Origin of the sequence: Streptomyces sp. MK37H, from assembly GCF_018035285.1 — a bacterium.
Taxonomy (GTDB): Bacteria; Actinomycetota; Actinomycetes; order Streptomycetales; family Streptomycetaceae; genus Streptomyces; species Streptomyces endocoffeicus.
Window position 1 is genome coordinate 1 of sequence record NZ_JAAAYH010000213.1, and the last position, 15,417, is coordinate 15,417.

Consider the following 15,417-nt stretch of genomic DNA (forward strand, 5'->3'; position numbering starts at 1 on the left):
CCCTGAGGAGTGAAGGTCAAGTCCGGTACGTCGACGACCGGCGGCAGATCGGGAGTGAGCATTGGCTGCTCATTTCTGTTCATGGGCAGCGGGTACCCAGGTGCCACGGACTCACCCTGCGATACCGGTCACAGTCGGACATGGCGGTCAGATCAATGGTTCGGGCCCGTGTGGGGCGGTCCGCCGAACGGCCGGTGTGCACCCCCGCGGCACACCGGCCGCCGCGCGGCGGCCGGTGTGGCCGGTTCAGCCCACGCGTTCGATGCGCGCGTTACGGATCAGGAATTTGCCCGGCTCACGGACCTGCTCGAAGGCGGCGTTGTTGAGCAGGGCGCAGCTGCCCGAGGTCGAGGTGACCGAGACTGTTGTCGACTTGTCGTTGTCGAGATTGGTCACCTTGAGCTTGGTGCCGACCGGGAACTCATTGCTGGAGGCGGCCGGGGCCCCGCCCTCGCCGGACAGGGTGACAGTCGACCCCGCGCAGACGACCTCGCCCGAGGCGCCGGCGTCACCGGCGCCGGAGTCCGAGGCTCCCGCCGAGGCGGAAGCCGATGCGGAGGCGCCGCCCTCGGCCGGAGCCGCTGCCTCGTCCTGTCCCGCGGCCCCCTCCGCCTGGCCCGCGGCCTCATCGGCGGCGCACCCCGAGGCCTGCTGCTTCCGCTTGATCTCCTCGATGACGGCCTGCCGGTTGGCTATCCGCGCCTGTGACTGCGCATCCGGATTGGCCTGCTGATCAGCGATGAACTTCTGATTGTTGGCCAGTGCCTGCTCCAGCCCGGCGCAGGCCGTCGAGGACTGTGCCGCGCCCTCGGTGCTCGCGTTGCTGGTGGCGGCCAGCACCCCGGCGCCGGTGCCCGCCAGCGCCAGCGAACCGATCAGCAGGCCGAGCTTCTTCTTGCCGCTGAGTGCCCTTTTGCGTGTCATGTCGACTCCTTTTCGAGCTGTCCGCCATGCCATACGGGCGGATGCCGGAGTCGTCTCAGGGCCGGACAGAAATTTTTCGGGGAAATGTGGTTGAGAATTGAACTGAGGTGGGTTCTCCGGGCTTGACCTTAAAAGGGCCTTAAGGCTTCATGAAGCCTTAAGGCCCTTTCCGGGGCAAGCCGATTTCGTCAGTCCAGCCGCTGGTGCAGGAAGCCCAGCGTGCTCTGCCAGGCGGTTGCCGCGGATTCCGCGTGATAGGACGGGCGCTCGTCATTGAAGAAGGCGTGACCCGCGGGGTAGAGCCGGAAATCCGGCTCCACGCCGGACTCCTCCCGCATGACCCGGCGCAGCCGCTCCAGATCGTCCAGCGGAATGGTGTTGTCCTTCTCCCCGAAGTGGCCCAGGACGTCGGACCGCAGTCCCGAGAAGTCCGGCAGCTCGCCCTGGATGACGCCGTAGAAGGGCACCGCGGCGCTGACCCGGGGATCGGCGGCGGCCAGGTACAGCACGAAGCCGCCGCCCATGCAGAAGCCGACCGCCCCCACGGTGCCGGAGGTGACCTCGGGCCGGCCGAGGAGATGGTCCACCGCCCCGGAGAGCAGCTCGACCCCGCGGCCCACCGGCAGTTCCTGCATCATCCGGTATGCCTCGTCGGCGTTATGGGCGACGCTGCCCCCGTACAGATCGGGCGCCAGCGCGACGAAGCCCTCGCGGGCCAGCCGGTCGGTGACATCGGCGATGTGGTGGTCCAGGCCCCACCACTCCTGAATGACGATCAGCCCGGGGCCGTGCCCGGACGGCGGCAGCGCGAGGTAGCCGTGCGCGGTGGCTCCAGCGCTGGGGAAGGTGACGTTCTGGCGGACGGGGGAGCCGGTCGGCTTCGGGGCCTCGGGCATGGGGAATCGCTCCTGTCGTACCGGTCGTCGCTGGCCCCACCCATCGTAGGGACGGCCCGTGCCACCAGGGCGCGGCGCGCGCTGCCGCCGCGGGCGCCCTAGAGGATTCCGCTCGTGGCGCGGCGGTGGGTGGAGCGGCGGTCGTCGATCTCGGCCCAGCGGTCGCCGTAGATGTTCTCGGTGATGCCCGGGTCCCGTACGAAGTCATGCGGGAAGCCCAGCGGCACCGCGCTGACCTCGTCCAGCCGTGCCACCGCGGCGGCGTCGAGCCGGACGTCGACGGATCCGAGGGCGTCGGTGAGCTGGGACTCCCGGGTGACGCCGACGATCGGGATCACGGTGCCGGGGCGGCCGCGCAGCCAGGCCAGCGCCACCTGGGCCGGGGTCCAGCCGCCCTGTTCGGCGATCTCCAGTACCGCGGTGATGGTGGCCTCCTCGTTGTGTTCCGTGCGGTCGTCCCAGGTGGCATGGGTGGTCAGCCGTCCCGGCTCACCGCGGCGGTACTTGCCGGTGAGCTTGCCGCCCGCGAGCGGGCCCCAGGCCAGTACGGCCAGATCGAAGGCGCGCGCCTGGGGGAGGAGTTCGCGCTCGGGGGTGCGCTCCAGCAGGTTGTAGCGCAGCTGTGAGCCCGCGAAGCAGGTCCAGCCGCGCAGCTCGGCGAGCGTGCCGGCCTGGGCGATCTCCCAGGCGGGCCAGTCGGACACCCCGATGTACAGCACCTTTCCGGTCCGCACCAGATCGTCGAGCGCCCGCATCACCTCCTCGACGGGGGTGAAGTTGTCCCGGGCGTGCACCCACAGGACATCGAGGCGGTCGGTGCGCAGCCGCTCCAGGCTGTCCTCCACCGAACGCACCAGGTTCTTGCGGTGATTGCCCGCCGCGTTCACATCGCCCTTGCGGGTCGCGCAGGTGTACTTGCTGGCCAGGACGAAGCTCTCCCGGCGGCCCTCGAGCAGCTCGCCGAGGATGGCTTCCGAAGTGCCGCCGGTGTAGTTGTTGGCGGTGTCGATGAAGTTGCCGCCGGCGTCCGCGTAGCGGTCCAGCAGCCGTCGGCTGGTCTCCTTGGCGGCCCCCCAGCCCCAGTCCTCGCCGAAGGTCATGGTACCCAGGCTCAGCTCGCTCACCCGGAGGCCGGTCCTGCCGAACAGTGTGCAGCGCACGGTGGTCCCCTTGCGTCGGTCGTGTGGTGACGTGCGCCGACGCTAGGAGTTGAAGAGCGCTCCAGGGCAACTCGCCGGGCCGCGGCGGCGATCGCCGCCACGGCCCGGCGAGGCGGGTCACGACACGGCCGAGGCGCGGATGTCGTGTCCGTCCGCGGTCAGACAGCGGCCCGTGGTCAGGTCGTAGCGCCAGCCGTGCAGGGTGCAGGTGAGCACCTCGCCCTCGATCTGCCCGAACCGGCCGAGGTCGGCGCGCAGATGGGGGCAGCGCCGCTGCACCTGCCAGCCGTCCAGCACGATGTCCTGGCCGTCGTCCTGGCAGGAGTCGTAGTAGTTCTCCACGTACTCGATGCGCTCCATCGACAGGCACTTGAAGAACACATACAGGAACTCGTTGTAGGGCCCGATCCGGCTGGCGGTGAACCGCATCGACAGCAGCAGGCTGTTGGACCAGTCCACCTCGCGCCGCTCGATGTTGGTGGCCACCAGATCGGCCGAGGTGGACAGCGTGTAGCGGCAGCGCTCACCGTCCCAGAGGCGGACCTCCCGCGCCGGGAAGTCGATCACGATCGGCACCTCGCCCACATCCAGCCGCGCCGGGCCGCCGACGCCCGCGCAGATCCGGTCCGCCCTGGTCAGCAGCGGTTCCCACCACTGCTTCAGCTCGGTCAGCAGCCGCTCGCGCGGCAGTGCGGGGGACCGTGAGGCGCGCTCCGCGGCGAGCGCGGGCTGCTGTCGGCCGGCGAACTCCCGCAAGTACGCGGACTTCTCACCGAAGATGTGCTCGATCTCCGTCTCGGTGTAGCGGTGGGTGAGCTTGCACGCGGTGTCCTCCGGCTCCGCCACCGTTCCCGGCAGCAGCAGATGCGCCGCCACCTGCGGGCGCGCCCGGCCCAGCTGGCGCAGGAACTCCAGCTGGTCCACGAAGATGCTCTCCCCGTCCTGGCCGGTGCCGTTGTGCTCGAAGAGCTCGTCGTCGAGGAAGCACGGCGGGCCCGCGTTGGGGAACACATGCTTGGCTTCCACCGCGTCGATGTAGCGCAGCGCCCGGTCGAACTGCCCCTGCCGTTTGCGCGCGGCGAACTCCTTCTTGGCGGAGAGCGGCAGCTGGTACACCATCGGGTACCAGATCGCCCCGGAGAACTGGACGAAGTACGCGTCCACCTCGCCGAACTCCCGGATCGCCGCGATGTCCAGCGGATGGGCGTCGTTCTGGTTGAGCAGCACGGTCCGGCCGTCGTCCAGCGAGAGCGCGGAGTCGCCGATGGGGCCGTCCCCGGGGCCGGTCAGCGCGGTGATCATGATGCGCAGACCGTCGCGCTCGACCGGTGTACCGGAGGGGGTGCGGAGGAAGTTGGTGAAACCCAGCGCGCTCAGCTCGCGTTCCAGCTCATCGGTGGCGAAGGCCGGAAGCAGCACGGTGATGTCCTTGCGCACGTTCCGGCGCAGATTCTCCGCGTCGAAGTGGTCGCGGTGCAGATGGGAGACATACAGATAGTCCGCCGTGCGCCCGTAGTGCGCCCAGTCCAGATCGGTGTTGTCCGGGAACGGAAACCAGGAGCCGAAGAAGGCGGGGTTGACCCATGGATCGCAGAGCACCGACCCCGCCGCGGTCTCGATGAACAGCCCAGCATGCCCAAGTCCGGTCACGCGCATACCACAGCACCCCAACTCGGTCGGTGATGTCCGATATCTCTACCGTGTCGGGATTTATGGTCGTGTGCATCCGCGGCTGGGCTTGCCGGGTGGCGCGATCCGCCACCCGGGTCATGTCGGTGTCTTCGTCATGAGACGGTGGGCGCGAGGGTCGTCCGCCGCTCGGCGCGGAGCCCGGAAGGTGCCCTCCACGTGGGCGGAGGGTGCGGATGAGGAGGGGCTGGGTGGTGCGGATCACGTTGGTCGCGCCCGCTGTCAACGCGGCGCTGCGGCAGGTGCGGTTCGACGACGCCCCGCCGGACGCGGCCGGGTTGCGCCGGGCCTCGGCGGCGGCCGCGGCGCTGCCCCACCACGACATGGCGTTCACCGCGCCCTCCGAGCGCTGCCGCGGTACCGCCGCGGCCCTGGGCCTCGACGCCGCCGTGACGCCCGAGCTGGGCGATCTCGATGTGGGCCGCTGGCGGGGCCGTTCGCTGGACGAGGTGGGGCAGGAGGCGCCGGAGGAGGTGGCCGGGTGGCTGTCCGATCCGGCCGCGGCACCGCACGGCGGCGAAACGCTGCTGGAACTGGTGGAGCGGATCGGGGTCTGGCTGGAGGCACGGCGGGAGGATCCGGCACCGGCCGCACCCGCCCGTGGGACGTGCCGGGAGGATCCGGCACCGCCCGCCCCCGCCCGTGGGGCGCGGCTGCTCGCCGTCGTGGAACCGGCCGTGGTCCGGGCCGCGCTCGTGCACGCCCTCGGCCTTCCCACGCCCACCTTCTGGCGGCTGGACGTCGCCCCGCTGACCGCGACGGAGCTCAGCGGCCGCGCGGGCCGGTGGAATCTGCGCTGCGGACACCCGCTGGCGGGGAGCGCGCCGTAACGAGTGGAGCGCGCCGTAACGAGGAGAGCGCGCCGTAACGAAATGATCTCTCCGATGGCGCGTCACCACCGGATGCGCTGTCGTGTCCTGATGGCATCCCCCACCACCAGGCTCCGCCCCGCCACCGTCACCCTCTGCGCCGCCGCGCTGGCGCTGCTCACCGCGTGCGGCGGTGGCGGTGGAGACGATGAGACCAAGGGTGGCGACGGGGCCGGGAAGAGCACGGCCGCGCCCGTGGTCACCCCCACCGCGACCGCTCCCGTCCCCCGGGGCAAGGGCAGCGCGCTGGCGGACGACCTCAATGGCGACGGCCGCCCCGAGCTCAGAATCCCGATCGCCTCCGACGACGAGGGACTCGGCGGCCTGCGCCGTATCGCCTATGTGTACGGCTCGGCGAAGGGCCCCGACCCCGCCGTCCGCACCGTGTTCGGCCGAGACGACCTCGGCCTGCCCACCGGCGCCGGGTGGCAGGGCACCGCGGGCGAGATGGACTCCGCGACCACCGCCGACCTCGACGGCGACGGCTACGCCGATGTGATCGTCACCGCCACCAAGGAGCGCGACCAGGCCAGCAGCGAGCGCGTGCACATCACCACCCAGACGCTGCCCTACATCGCCTGGGGCGGCCCCGACGGGCCACGCCGGGGAACCCCCGCCACTCCGGTGCGGCTGGCCGACGCCGACGACGGCCTCGAGAGCTCGCGGCCCCTGGCGACGGGCGACTTCAACGGGGACGGACACCACGATCTGGCCGCCGTGCGCCAGAGCGGCAAGGACTTCCATGTGCTGTACGGCCCGTTCGGCCGCGACGGCGAAGCCGCCCGTACCGAGACGTACGCCAACCCCCTCGGCGCCAGCGGCCAGATCGCGGAGCTGTACGCCGACGCCATCGACGGCGACCGCCCCACCGATCTGGTGGTGCACGAGCAGGGCGACGACGACCAGACGAGGTCCGCGCTCCTCACGGCGGGGCCGGACGGCCTCGCCACCACCGGCCGCACCCTCCGCAAGGGCAACGCGATCGCCTTCGGGGACTTCGACGGCGACGGGAAGCGGGATGTGGCGGTCGCCGACACCGGCAGCCGCAATGACGAACCGGGCTATGAGACCGAACCCGCGGACGTCAGCCAGTCGGTGAGCGTGTACACCAAACGCACGGCCGGATCGACTCCCGAGCCGATCAGGATCCCCGCGCTGGGCGGCGATGTGCTCGCCGCCGCCGACACCGACGGTGACGGCACCGACGAACTGGCCGTCTCGCTGCGCACCGGCGGCACCGGACTGCTGACGATACGCCCGGACGCCCCCGGAGAGATCGCCCACCGCCGCACCCTCGACCGCACCGTCCCGTCCCGCGTGGACGGCCGCGAGGTGCCGAAGAAGCGGCGCGCCGGAAAGCTCTACGGTGCCGGGGACTTCGACCACGACGGCAAGGACGAGGTCGTGCTGGCCTGGGGGCCGGATCCGCTCTTCGCGCTCTACGGGGAGAAGCCGCAACGGTTCTGGGTGACCGACGGCACCGACGACACGGTGGTGTTCACCAGCGCGCCCTACGGCAAGGGCGGCTCATGAGGCCCGGTGCGCCACCGTACGCGTGTCCAAGCGCACGACCTCTTCGCCCGGCCCGGCCGACGCCCTACTGTGGGCGTCAGTCGGCTGGTGAGGGGGAGGCGGATGACGACCGGGGGAACCTCCGGTGAGGGTGAGGGCGAGGATGAGCGGGGGAGCGGTCCGGAATCGCCCCACGGGACCGTGATCGGCGGCCGGTACGAGCTGCGCGGGCGCATGGGCAGCGGCGGCATGAGCATGGTCTGGGACGCCTACGACATGTCGCTCGGACGCCCCGTCGTCGTCAGGGAGCTGTGGCGGGGCGTCGATCCGGACCCGGAGGCGTACCGGCGGTGGCTCGAACGGTTGCGCCGTGAGGTCCGCGTCCTCGCCGCGACCGCGCATCAGCACCTGGCCGCCATCTACGACCTGGGCGAGAGCGACGGCCGCCTCTGGATCGTCATGGAGCGCCTCGACCGGCGTTCGCTCGCGGACCGGCTCAGCGATCGGGGCGGGCGGCTCCCCGTGTCCGAGACGGCCCGGATCGGCCTGGAGGTGCTGCGCGGGTTGCGCGCGCTGCACGCGATGGGCCTGGCCCATGGGGACGTCAAACCGCGTAAAGTCCTTTTCCGCCCGGACGGCCCCGCGGTGCTGGTGGACCATCTCGGCCTGACCTTCGCGGGCGAAGGCGACGTGGTCGGCACACCCGCCTACATGGCACCGGAACGCTTCACGTCCTCGTCCCCTCCGGCTGCCGGAGAGGCGATGCTCAAGGCCGACCTGTGGTCCCTGGGCGTGACCCTGTACGAGGCCGTCGAAGGTGTCGCGCCCTTTCGGGGGACGATGGTGGGCGAGACGATGCGCGCGGTGCTCAACGACCCGCCGCCGCCCATGACATACGCGGGTCCGCTGCGGCCGCTGATCGAGGGTCTGCTGGTCAAGGACCCCGAAGGACGGCTGACGGCCGAGCAGGCCGAAGCGCTGCTGGGCAGCGTGGCCCGGCGAGAGGCCATGTCCGCCCCCAGGGTCGGGGCAGCGGCCCTTCCCCTCCCCGCGGGGGCCGCCGAAGCCATGCGGTCGGCCCCCCGGGCGAGCGGCGCGGGCACCGGAGTCCTCGCGCCGATCGCCGCCGTGCTGGGGGTCCTCCTGGCCGTGTCGGGGGCGGTGGCCCTGCCCTCACTGAGCCCGGGCTCCTGGGACGACGTTCCGGGATGGGTGGGGCCCGGGTGTCTCGGCCTGCTGTGGCTGGTGCTCGCGGCGCGCGGCTTCGCGTCGGCCAGACAGCGGGACCGGCGGGTGCGCTGGCTCGACGCCCTGCGCCCGGACGCCGGGGAGGGACCCGCCCGCCCCGCCGGGCCCTGGCAGGCGCTGCGCGAGGGATATCTGGCGTCCCTGGCGATCCCTCAGCCCCCGGCCCGGCGGGCGCGACGTCCGGTGGAGCGAGAGATGGAGCGGGACATGGCCGACTTCCTCACCGCGCTCGGTCCGCCTCCGCCACGGGCGGCGGGCCCGGACCCCGCGCCCCGTCCGGACCGCCCGAGGGAGGCTCCGTGACCGGGAACACGAGTGAGAACCCCACGCCGGGCAGCCCGCCGGAGTCGGCGGTGCCCTGGGGTGACCGGCTGCCGGTGGAGCAGGCCAAGGAGTGGGAGGCGGTCAGGCCCGGCACGGTGGAGTGGATGCTCACCGAGCTCCAGCGGGAGCGTGAGCACCGCCGCCGCATGGACTGGGTCCACACGGGGCTGCAGGCGTTCGGCTCGCTGCTGGGCGCGGGCACGGTCGTGGCGTACATCTGGGTGGCCACGTACTTCCTCGCGCACGACGCCGCCACCCAGGGCGCGGCCATCCTCGGCGGCGGCACGGCCGCCCTGGTCGGGGGGTTCCTCGGCAAGCGCTACGGCGACCGGCGCTGATCCCGGGAGCCGCCGTCCGCCCCACCGGGATCCGCGGCTCCGTCCGGGGAGTGAGCAGGACGTCGCTTCCTTACGTATGAGGGGGTGGGCCTTCGCCGTCCGAGGCCCCCGGCTGGATCGACGTAAGGAGACAGGGTGGTGAAGCACATGCGGCGCGGCGTGCGCCGGGTCGTGCGGTTCGCGGCTGTCGGGGCACTGGTCTGTGGCGGGGTGATGGTCTCGCAGGCCGGGCCGGGCGGATCGGCCCACGGGACGACCGGAGGCGACGGTCCGAGAGCCCTGAGCGCGGACCGGACGGACGATGTGGGCGGACGGCTGGTGTCCGCGCTCGGCGCCTCCCGTACGGCGGGCAACTGGATCGGCGCCGACGGCCGCCCGGTGGTCGCGGTGACGGACGACACGGCGGCGGACGAGGTCAGCCGGGCCGGGGCCACCGCCAAACGGGTGCGCTACAGCATGGCGGACCTGGACTCCGCGACCGAGAAGCTGCGCTCGGCGCCCCGGGTGGCGGGCACCGCCTGGATGGTGGACCCCAAGTCCAACCAGGTGGTGCTGGTCGGCGACAGCACCGTCTCCACCGCCCGCTGGTCGAAGATGAAGGACCTCGCCGCGGAGGTGGGCGGCAAGGTGCGCGCGCAGCGGACGGAGGGCTCCTTCACCACCAGAACCGCCGGTGCCTCGCCCATGTTCACCAACGGCAGCCGCTGCTCGGCCGGTTTCAACGTCACCAACGGCCAGACCGGTTTCATCCTGACGGCGGGACACTGCGGCCCCAACGGCACCCCCTGGTTCACCGACGGCACCGGCTCCACCCGCATCGGCACCACGGTCCAGAGCAGCTTCCCCGGCAATGACTTCTCGCTGGTGCGCTACGACAACGCCTCGCTCGACCAGAGCAGCGTGGTCAACGTCGGCGGCGGCCAGACGGTGCGGGTCACCGGAGTGGCCGATCCGGTCGTGGGCCAGGAGGTGTTCCGCAGCGGCAGCACCACCGGGCTGCGCTCGGGCAAGGTGACCGGGCTCAACGCGACGGTCAACTACCCCGAGGGCACGGTCACCGGGCTTGTCCAGACCACCGTGTGCGCCGAGCCCGGCGACAGCGGGGGGCCGCTCTTCGCCCAGGGCGTGGCGCTCGGCGTCACCTCCGGCGGCAGCGGCGACTGCGACCGGGGCGGGGTGACCTTCTTCCAGCCCGTGACCAAGGCGCTGACCGCGCTCGGGGTGTCCATCCCGGGCGCCAGCGCCCAGAGCCCCAACCCGTCCATCGCCTCCGGCGCCTCCGGGAGTTCGGGGGTCGACGACGGCGTGTCGACGCTCGACGACGTGGTGGCGTACGCCCAGAACTTCGGGCCCGGTCTGGTGGTCATCGTGGTGGGGTTCGTGGGACTGCTGTCCACGCTGACCATCCGGCCCCGGCGGCGCCGCTACCGTGGCTACTCCACCGGCTGGGGGTGAGCCGCTGAGGCGGCCTCCCGGGGCGGTGGCAGCGGGCAGACCGCGATGCCTCGTTCGAGGAGGCTGCCCATGACGAGGAGGCCGCCGAGCGCGCACACGCTCGTGGCCATCCGGTACGGGGTCCGGCGCCGCACCAGATGGCGGACGACCCGGCCGTCGGGGCCGATCGCCAGGGCGCGCACCGTGCCCCGCGGCCGGGGGCGGAGCCGGGTGGCGACGGGCACCACCGCCCTTCTGAGCGGGGCGGGCGCGCGGTGCAGCAGATCGAGGGCGGGCTCCCGTGGCGCGGCTATGGCCACCCAGATGACACCGTCGGGGCCACGGGTGAGATTGTCCGGGAAGCCCGGCAGATCGCGGAGGAGAAGGTCGCGTGTCCCCGCCCGGCGGCCGGTCAGCCACAGCCGGCTGATCCGGTAGGCGCCGCTCTCGACCACGGCCACATACGACTCGTCGGCGGCGAGGGCGACCCCGTTGGCGAACCGCAGCCCGTCCAGCACCACCTCCGGCCGACCGCCCGGCCGCAGCCGGAGCAGCTGCCCGGTGGCGGTGTTCTCCAGGATGTCGCCGAGCCAGTCCTCCAGGCCGTGGCGGCGGCTGGACACGGTGAAATACACCGTGCCGTCCTCCGCCGTGGCGACATTGCTGCAGAACCGCAGCGGCCTGCCGGCCACCTCGCCGGCCACCACCCGTACGGACCCGTCGTCCGGCCCGACCCGCAGCAGCCCGCGCCGCGCGTCGCACACCAGCAGCCCGCCGTCGGGGCAGGGGACGAGCCCCAGCGGCCGGCCACCGGTGTGCGCGAGCACCTCGGAGCGGACGAGCTCATGGTCCGGGGACAGCGTCAGCCGCCGGACGGCCCCGTCCGCGGTCCCGGTGAGGATCCGGCCCTCCGCGTCGACGGCGACATGTTCCGGCCCGTGTGCCTCCGGCGCCAGGATCCTTGGATACGGCAGCGGTTCGGCCGCCACACCCGTCGGCGTACGGTCTCGGCTCCGCGTACCGGCTCGCGTGCGCGGCATGGGCTCACACCGCCTTACGGGCCTTGGCGGCCCTGAGGCACCGCCGCATCTCCTCGGCGTAGGGCAGCACCACACAGGCGCCGATGCCGAGCCCGATGGCCGCCAGATAGCGCACGGGCAGCGGATTGTCCTTCGGCAGCAGCTTCCAGTCCTCGGGCCGGTCCCCGCCGCGCAGCGCCGCGCGGACCTGGTCCCAGTGCAGACAGCAGGTGAACGCCATCGCCGACAGCGGCAGCACCTCCAGGAAGCTGTGGATGTGCTGCTCCACCGGGCGTACCTCGCGCTCCCCGGTGGCCAGGGTCACATCCCACAGCGCGGTGGCGCCATGGGCGACGGCCGCTCCGCCCATCACCGACAGCACCAGCGGATTGACCCGGGCCAGCAGCCCCATCGCCACGGGGACACCGGCCTCCGTCATCATCAGGGCGTGGATCGCCGACTCCTTCGTGCCCGACGTCTCCTCGATCCTGGTCCGGCGATGCATGAGCCAGTCCGCCACCGCCGGGACGAACCACAGCGGCATCACCCCGTACATCAGGAACCGCCGGTTGGCGTCCTCGACGTCCACGGCGTCGCGCGGCACCTCCAGATCGCGTGGCCGCCGCCACCGCCGCCACGCACGGGTCACCGGGCTACGGGAAAGAGTCATCTCGCCTCCAGCACGACGTCGGAGAAGTCGGGTGCCCTCTTCGTATCGCGGACAAACGGCCGCGGGAGGCTTCCACCCGTCCGGCGTGGCGCGGTCAGCGTGTGACTCGGCGGCTCACTAGTCCACCCCCTCAGCCGTCACCGGCCTCGAGGGCGACGATGCGCTGGGCGCCGTCCGCCGTGCCCGGATGACGGCTGGTGAGGTCCAGCCGCAGCCGTGAGGTGCGGACCGGGTCGAAGGTGATGACGGTCGGGGTGTCGGAGGCGGTGGCCCAGGTGATGGACGCCCCGCGCACCGGGACGTACGCGTGGCCGTTCCACGCGGACACCTCGATCGAGGCGGGCAGGGTGTGCTTGGCGTCCACGGTGAAGGACACCTCGACACGCCGCAGCCGCCGCCTCCCGCTCCAGGTCACCGAGACCCAGTCGGCCTTCCGGGCGCCGTCGAAGGCGGGAAGCAGCGCCGTGGCGGGCTTGTGGAAGGCGTTGGACCAGCCGGTGGCCGGATCGCCGTCCAGCATGGCCGAGGGCAGCGTCGTCGGCGCGCCCGAATAGCTCGCGTCTGCCAGTGGGTGGTGAGGAGCGCCGGGGCCGGGGTCGGGTGCGAACGGCGTGGGGCGGGTGACCGGCTCCGATGTCCCGCCGGTGGCGCGGACGGTGGCGGTGGCGGTGCGCAGCCCCGCCGAGCGGGCGGTGATGGTCAGCGGGCCGGCCTCGGTGCCGGCGCGGACGATGGCCAGGGCCTTGCCGTGGAAGGCGGTGCGGGTGCTCGCCTGGTAGCGCTCGGCGCTCTCCTGGCGGCCGTTGTCGACCCCGGCCAGGGAGCCCCCGGTGACCTTGAAGGCGATCAGCTGGCCGGCGTCCGGCACCACCACACCGTCGGCGTCGACGACTTCGGCGGTCACGAAGCACAGCGAGCGCCCGTCGGCGTCGACGGTCTTCCGGTCGGGGGTGAGCCGTACGGCGTGCGGGCGTCCCGCCGTGCGCAGCACATCGGTGGCCACCACCCGGCCACCGCGCCGGGCCACGGCCTTCAGCTCACCCGGTGCGAACGGCACCTTCCAGGTGAGGTGGAGCTTTCCGGCGCTGCCGCCCGGGCTGGTGTAGCTGCCGGGGTAGGGGCCGGAGGTGACGGTCTTGTCGTCGCCGGTGGGCTCCGTGGTCTCCAGGTAGGTACGGCCGTCCGTGGTCTTCTTGGTGTCGAACGCACGGACCCCCAGCGATCGGCCGTTGAGGAACAGCTCCACCGTGGCGACGTTGGAGTAGGCCCACACCTCCACGGTCTCGCCCGGGCGGTGGCCGGTCCAGTCCATGGGGACCAGATGGACCATCGGTTCGCTCGTCCACTGGCTCTTGAAGAGGTGGTACATGTCCTTGGGGAAGCCCGCGGTGTCCACGGCGCCGAAGAACGACGCCTTCACCGGGAACACGTCGTACGGCGTGGGCTCGCCGATGTAGTCGATACCCGACCACAGGAACTGCCCGGCGAAGAACTTCCGGTCCCGGTCCTTCTTCAGCCCGTACTCGCCGCTCATCGTCCAGGAGGCGAGGTTGTTGTCGTAGCTGGAGGTCTGGCGCCTGCCGGGGGTGTGGTTCTCGGCCGTGTTGAGGTGCTCGGGCTCCTGATAGGCGCCGCGGGTGGAGGTTTCCGAGGAGGACTCGGACTCGAAGAGGAACAGATGCGGATAGCGGGCGTGCAGGGCGTCCACCGAGGCGGCGGTGTTGTAGTTGAGGCCGAGCCCGTCCAGTTTGGCCAGCATGAGATCGGCGGGGGAGCCCTCGGCGGGCAGCGCGCGGTACTTGTCCGAGCCGATCACCACGGGCCTGGTGTCATCGGCCGCGCGTACGGCGTCGATGAGCCGCTGGGCCATCCCCAGCCCCGGGGCGCTGGTGGAGTCGGGGATCTCATTGCCGATGGACCACATGACGACGGCGGGGGAGTTGCGGGCGGCGCGCACCATCTCGGTGATGTCCGCATCGCAGTACTCGTCGAAGAAGCGCCCGTAGTCATAGGTGTTCTTGCCGGTGCGCCAGCAGTCGAACGCCTCCACCAGCATCACGATGCCGAGCCGCTCGCAGACCTCGATCAGCTCCGGCGCGGGCGGATTGTGCGAGGTGCGCAGGGCGTTGACGCCCATGCTCTTCATGATGGTCAGCTGGCGCAGCACGGCGTCGGCGTTGACAGCGGCACCGAGCGCGCCCAGGTCGTGGTGGAGATCGACGCCCTGGAGCTTGGCGTACCGGCCGTTCAGCGAGAATCCGTGGTCGGGGTCGAAGGTGGCGTGGCGGAGCCCGAAGGGGGTGCGGTACCGGTCGGTGGTGTCCTGGCCGACTCGCAGTTCGGTCTCCAGGACATAGCGCCGCGGAGTGTCGAACGACCACAGTTGCGGCCGGTCGATCCGCAGCTCCTGGGTGGCGGTACGGGTGTCACCCGCCCCGACGGTGAGGGTGGAGTGTGCCTGGACCACCATGTGCCCGTCGGGGTCCTTGACCGTGGAGACCACGGTTACCGGCTTCCGGCCGTCCGAGTCGTTGACCACGAGGGTCCGCGCCCGCACGGTGGCATGTCCGGCGCGCAGGGTGGTGGCCAGGCCGGGGGTGGTGAGGTACGTGCCCCACCGGGCCACATGGACCGGGTCGGTGACCACGAGCCGGGCATGGCGGTAGATGCCGCTGCCCGAGTACCAGCGGCTGCTGGGGAGCCGGTTGCGCACCTTGACGGCGAGGACGTTGGGCGTGGCGCCGTCGGTGTGGGCCACCTCGGTGAGGTCGAGGGCGAAACCGGTGTATCCGTAGGGGTGCTCGCCGAGGAGCCGTCCGTTGCAGTACACGGACGAGTCCATGTAGACGCCGTCGAATTCGACGGAGATCCGCTTGCCCTCCAGGGCGCGCGGCAGGGTGAAGGTGGTGCGGTACCAGCCGAGGCCGCCGGGCAGGAAGCCGGTGCCGCCGCTGGTGCCGTGGTCGGTGGTGGGGGTGAGCTCGATGCTCCAGTCGTGCGGAACCGCGATCTCGCGCCAGGCCGAGTCGTCATAGGCCGGGTCGTGGGCGTTCTCGTACGCGCCGGTCGGGTCGGTGATACCGCCGGGATTGACCAGGGCGAAGCGCCAGCCGTCCGTGAGCGGGACGGTCCGTCCCCCCATGGCGCGGGACGCGGTGGCGGACTGGGCGGGAGCGGCCGTGACAAGTGCCCCGGCCATCGGGGCGGCGGTGCCTGCGATCAGTAACGATCTGCGAGTGACCGCCATCGCGATCCCCTTCTCTTCGATTGTGTGGAGTGCAAGGGCTTGCGTGGCACCAGGGGCGTCGACCGACCACAACAGCCCTTTGCGCAA

General features: G+C 71.9%; 12 protein-coding genes. 5 read left to right on the forward strand and 7 right to left on the reverse strand.

Annotated elements, in window-relative coordinates:
* Positions 1-246 precede the first annotated feature (246 nt).
* From GWI24_RS26400 to GWI24_RS26415, 4 genes are all read right to left on the reverse strand, one after another.
* The gene (locus tag GWI24_RS26400) at positions 247-924 is read right to left on the reverse strand and encodes a hypothetical protein (RefSeq protein WP_210948402.1); all 678 of its coding nucleotides are present in this window, start codon (positions 922-924) and stop codon (positions 247-249) included.
* 188 nt (positions 925-1,112) lie between these two features.
* Positions 1,113-1,820, reverse strand: coding sequence for a dienelactone hydrolase family protein (locus tag GWI24_RS26405; RefSeq protein WP_210948403.1), 708 nt, complete (start codon positions 1,818-1,820; stop codon positions 1,113-1,115).
* A 98-nt stretch (positions 1,821-1,918) separates the two neighbouring features.
* Positions 1,919-2,980 carry an aldo/keto reductase gene (locus GWI24_RS26410; RefSeq protein ID WP_210948404.1) on the reverse strand — a complete coding sequence of 354 codons (1,062 nt, stop codon included), beginning with the start codon at positions 2,978-2,980 and terminating at the stop codon, positions 1,919-1,921.
* Between the two features lie 117 nt (positions 2,981-3,097).
* Positions 3,098-4,636, reverse strand: coding sequence for a Rieske 2Fe-2S domain-containing protein (locus GWI24_RS26415; protein ID WP_210948405.1), 1,539 nt, complete (start codon positions 4,634-4,636; stop codon positions 3,098-3,100).
* Between the two features lie 209 nt (positions 4,637-4,845).
* Between GWI24_RS26415 and GWI24_RS26420 the strand changes: the two genes are divergently transcribed.
* The 5 genes from GWI24_RS26420 (at position 4,846) to GWI24_RS26440 (ending at position 10,415) form a co-directional block, all read left to right on the forward strand.
* Positions 4,846-5,499 (forward strand): histidine phosphatase family protein, encoded by a 654-nt coding sequence (locus GWI24_RS26420; RefSeq protein WP_210948406.1) that lies wholly within the window; start codon positions 4,846-4,848, stop codon positions 5,497-5,499.
* 90 nt (positions 5,500-5,589) lie between these two features.
* A complete protein-coding gene (locus GWI24_RS26425) occupies positions 5,590-7,071 on the forward strand; it encodes a VCBS repeat-containing protein (RefSeq protein WP_247616916.1) in 1,482 nt (493 codons plus the stop codon).
* Positions 7,072-7,173: 102 nt separating this feature from the next.
* A complete protein-coding gene (locus tag GWI24_RS26430) occupies positions 7,174-8,601 on the forward strand; it encodes a serine/threonine-protein kinase (protein WP_210948408.1) in 1,428 nt (475 codons plus the stop codon).
* Positions 8,598-8,960 (forward strand): hypothetical protein, encoded by a 363-nt coding sequence (locus GWI24_RS26435; protein WP_210948409.1) that lies wholly within the window; start codon positions 8,598-8,600, stop codon positions 8,958-8,960. The genes GWI24_RS26430 and GWI24_RS26435 overlap by 4 nt, the downstream gene beginning before the upstream one ends.
* A 135-nt stretch (positions 8,961-9,095) precedes the next feature.
* Positions 9,096-10,415, forward strand: a complete 1,320-nt coding sequence (locus GWI24_RS26440; protein WP_374103342.1) for a S1 family peptidase — start codon at positions 9,096-9,098, stop codon at positions 10,413-10,415.
* Here the strand turns inward: GWI24_RS26440 and GWI24_RS26445 are convergent.
* From GWI24_RS26445 to GWI24_RS26455, 3 genes are all read right to left on the reverse strand, one after another.
* A complete protein-coding gene (locus tag GWI24_RS26445; protein WP_308344039.1) occupies positions 10,394-11,383 on the reverse strand; it encodes an SMP-30/gluconolactonase/LRE family protein in 990 nt (329 codons plus the stop codon). The genes GWI24_RS26440 and GWI24_RS26445 overlap by 22 nt on opposite strands.
* A 55-nt stretch (positions 11,384-11,438) precedes the next feature.
* Positions 11,439-12,083, reverse strand: a complete 645-nt coding sequence (locus tag GWI24_RS26450) for a diguanylate cyclase (RefSeq protein WP_210948411.1) — start codon at positions 12,081-12,083, stop codon at positions 11,439-11,441.
* 130 nt (positions 12,084-12,213) lie between these two features.
* Positions 12,214-15,330 (reverse strand): glycoside hydrolase family 2 TIM barrel-domain containing protein, encoded by a 3,117-nt coding sequence (locus GWI24_RS26455; protein WP_210948412.1) that lies wholly within the window; start codon positions 15,328-15,330, stop codon positions 12,214-12,216.
* Between the last annotated feature and the right edge of the window lie 87 nt (positions 15,331-15,417).

Excerpts from the sequence above, each read along its gene's own strand:
- GWI24_RS26455 (WP_210948412.1), bottom strand. The coding sequence starts at position 15,330 with ATGGCGGTCACTCGCAGATCGTTACTGATCGCAGGCACCGCCGCCCCG.
- GWI24_RS26420 (WP_210948406.1), top strand. The coding sequence starts at position 4,846 with ATGAGGAGGGGCTGGGTGGTGCGGATCACGTTGGTCGCGCCCGCTGTC.
- GWI24_RS26415 (WP_210948405.1), bottom strand. The coding sequence starts at position 4,636 with ATGCGCGTGACCGGACTTGGGCATGCTGGGCTGTTCATCGAGACCGCG.
- GWI24_RS26400 (WP_210948402.1), bottom strand. The coding sequence starts at position 924 with ATGACACGCAAAAGGGCACTCAGCGGCAAGAAGAAGCTCGGCCTGCTG.
- GWI24_RS26430 (WP_210948408.1), top strand. The coding sequence starts at position 7,174 with ATGACGACCGGGGGAACCTCCGGTGAGGGTGAGGGCGAGGATGAGCGG.
- GWI24_RS26450 (WP_210948411.1), bottom strand. The coding sequence starts at position 12,083 with ATGACTCTTTCCCGTAGCCCGGTGACCCGTGCGTGGCGGCGGTGGCGG.
- GWI24_RS26405 (WP_210948403.1), bottom strand. The coding sequence starts at position 1,820 with ATGCCCGAGGCCCCGAAGCCGACCGGCTCCCCCGTCCGCCAGAACGTC.
- GWI24_RS26425 (WP_247616916.1), top strand. The coding sequence starts at position 5,590 with ATGGCATCCCCCACCACCAGGCTCCGCCCCGCCACCGTCACCCTCTGC.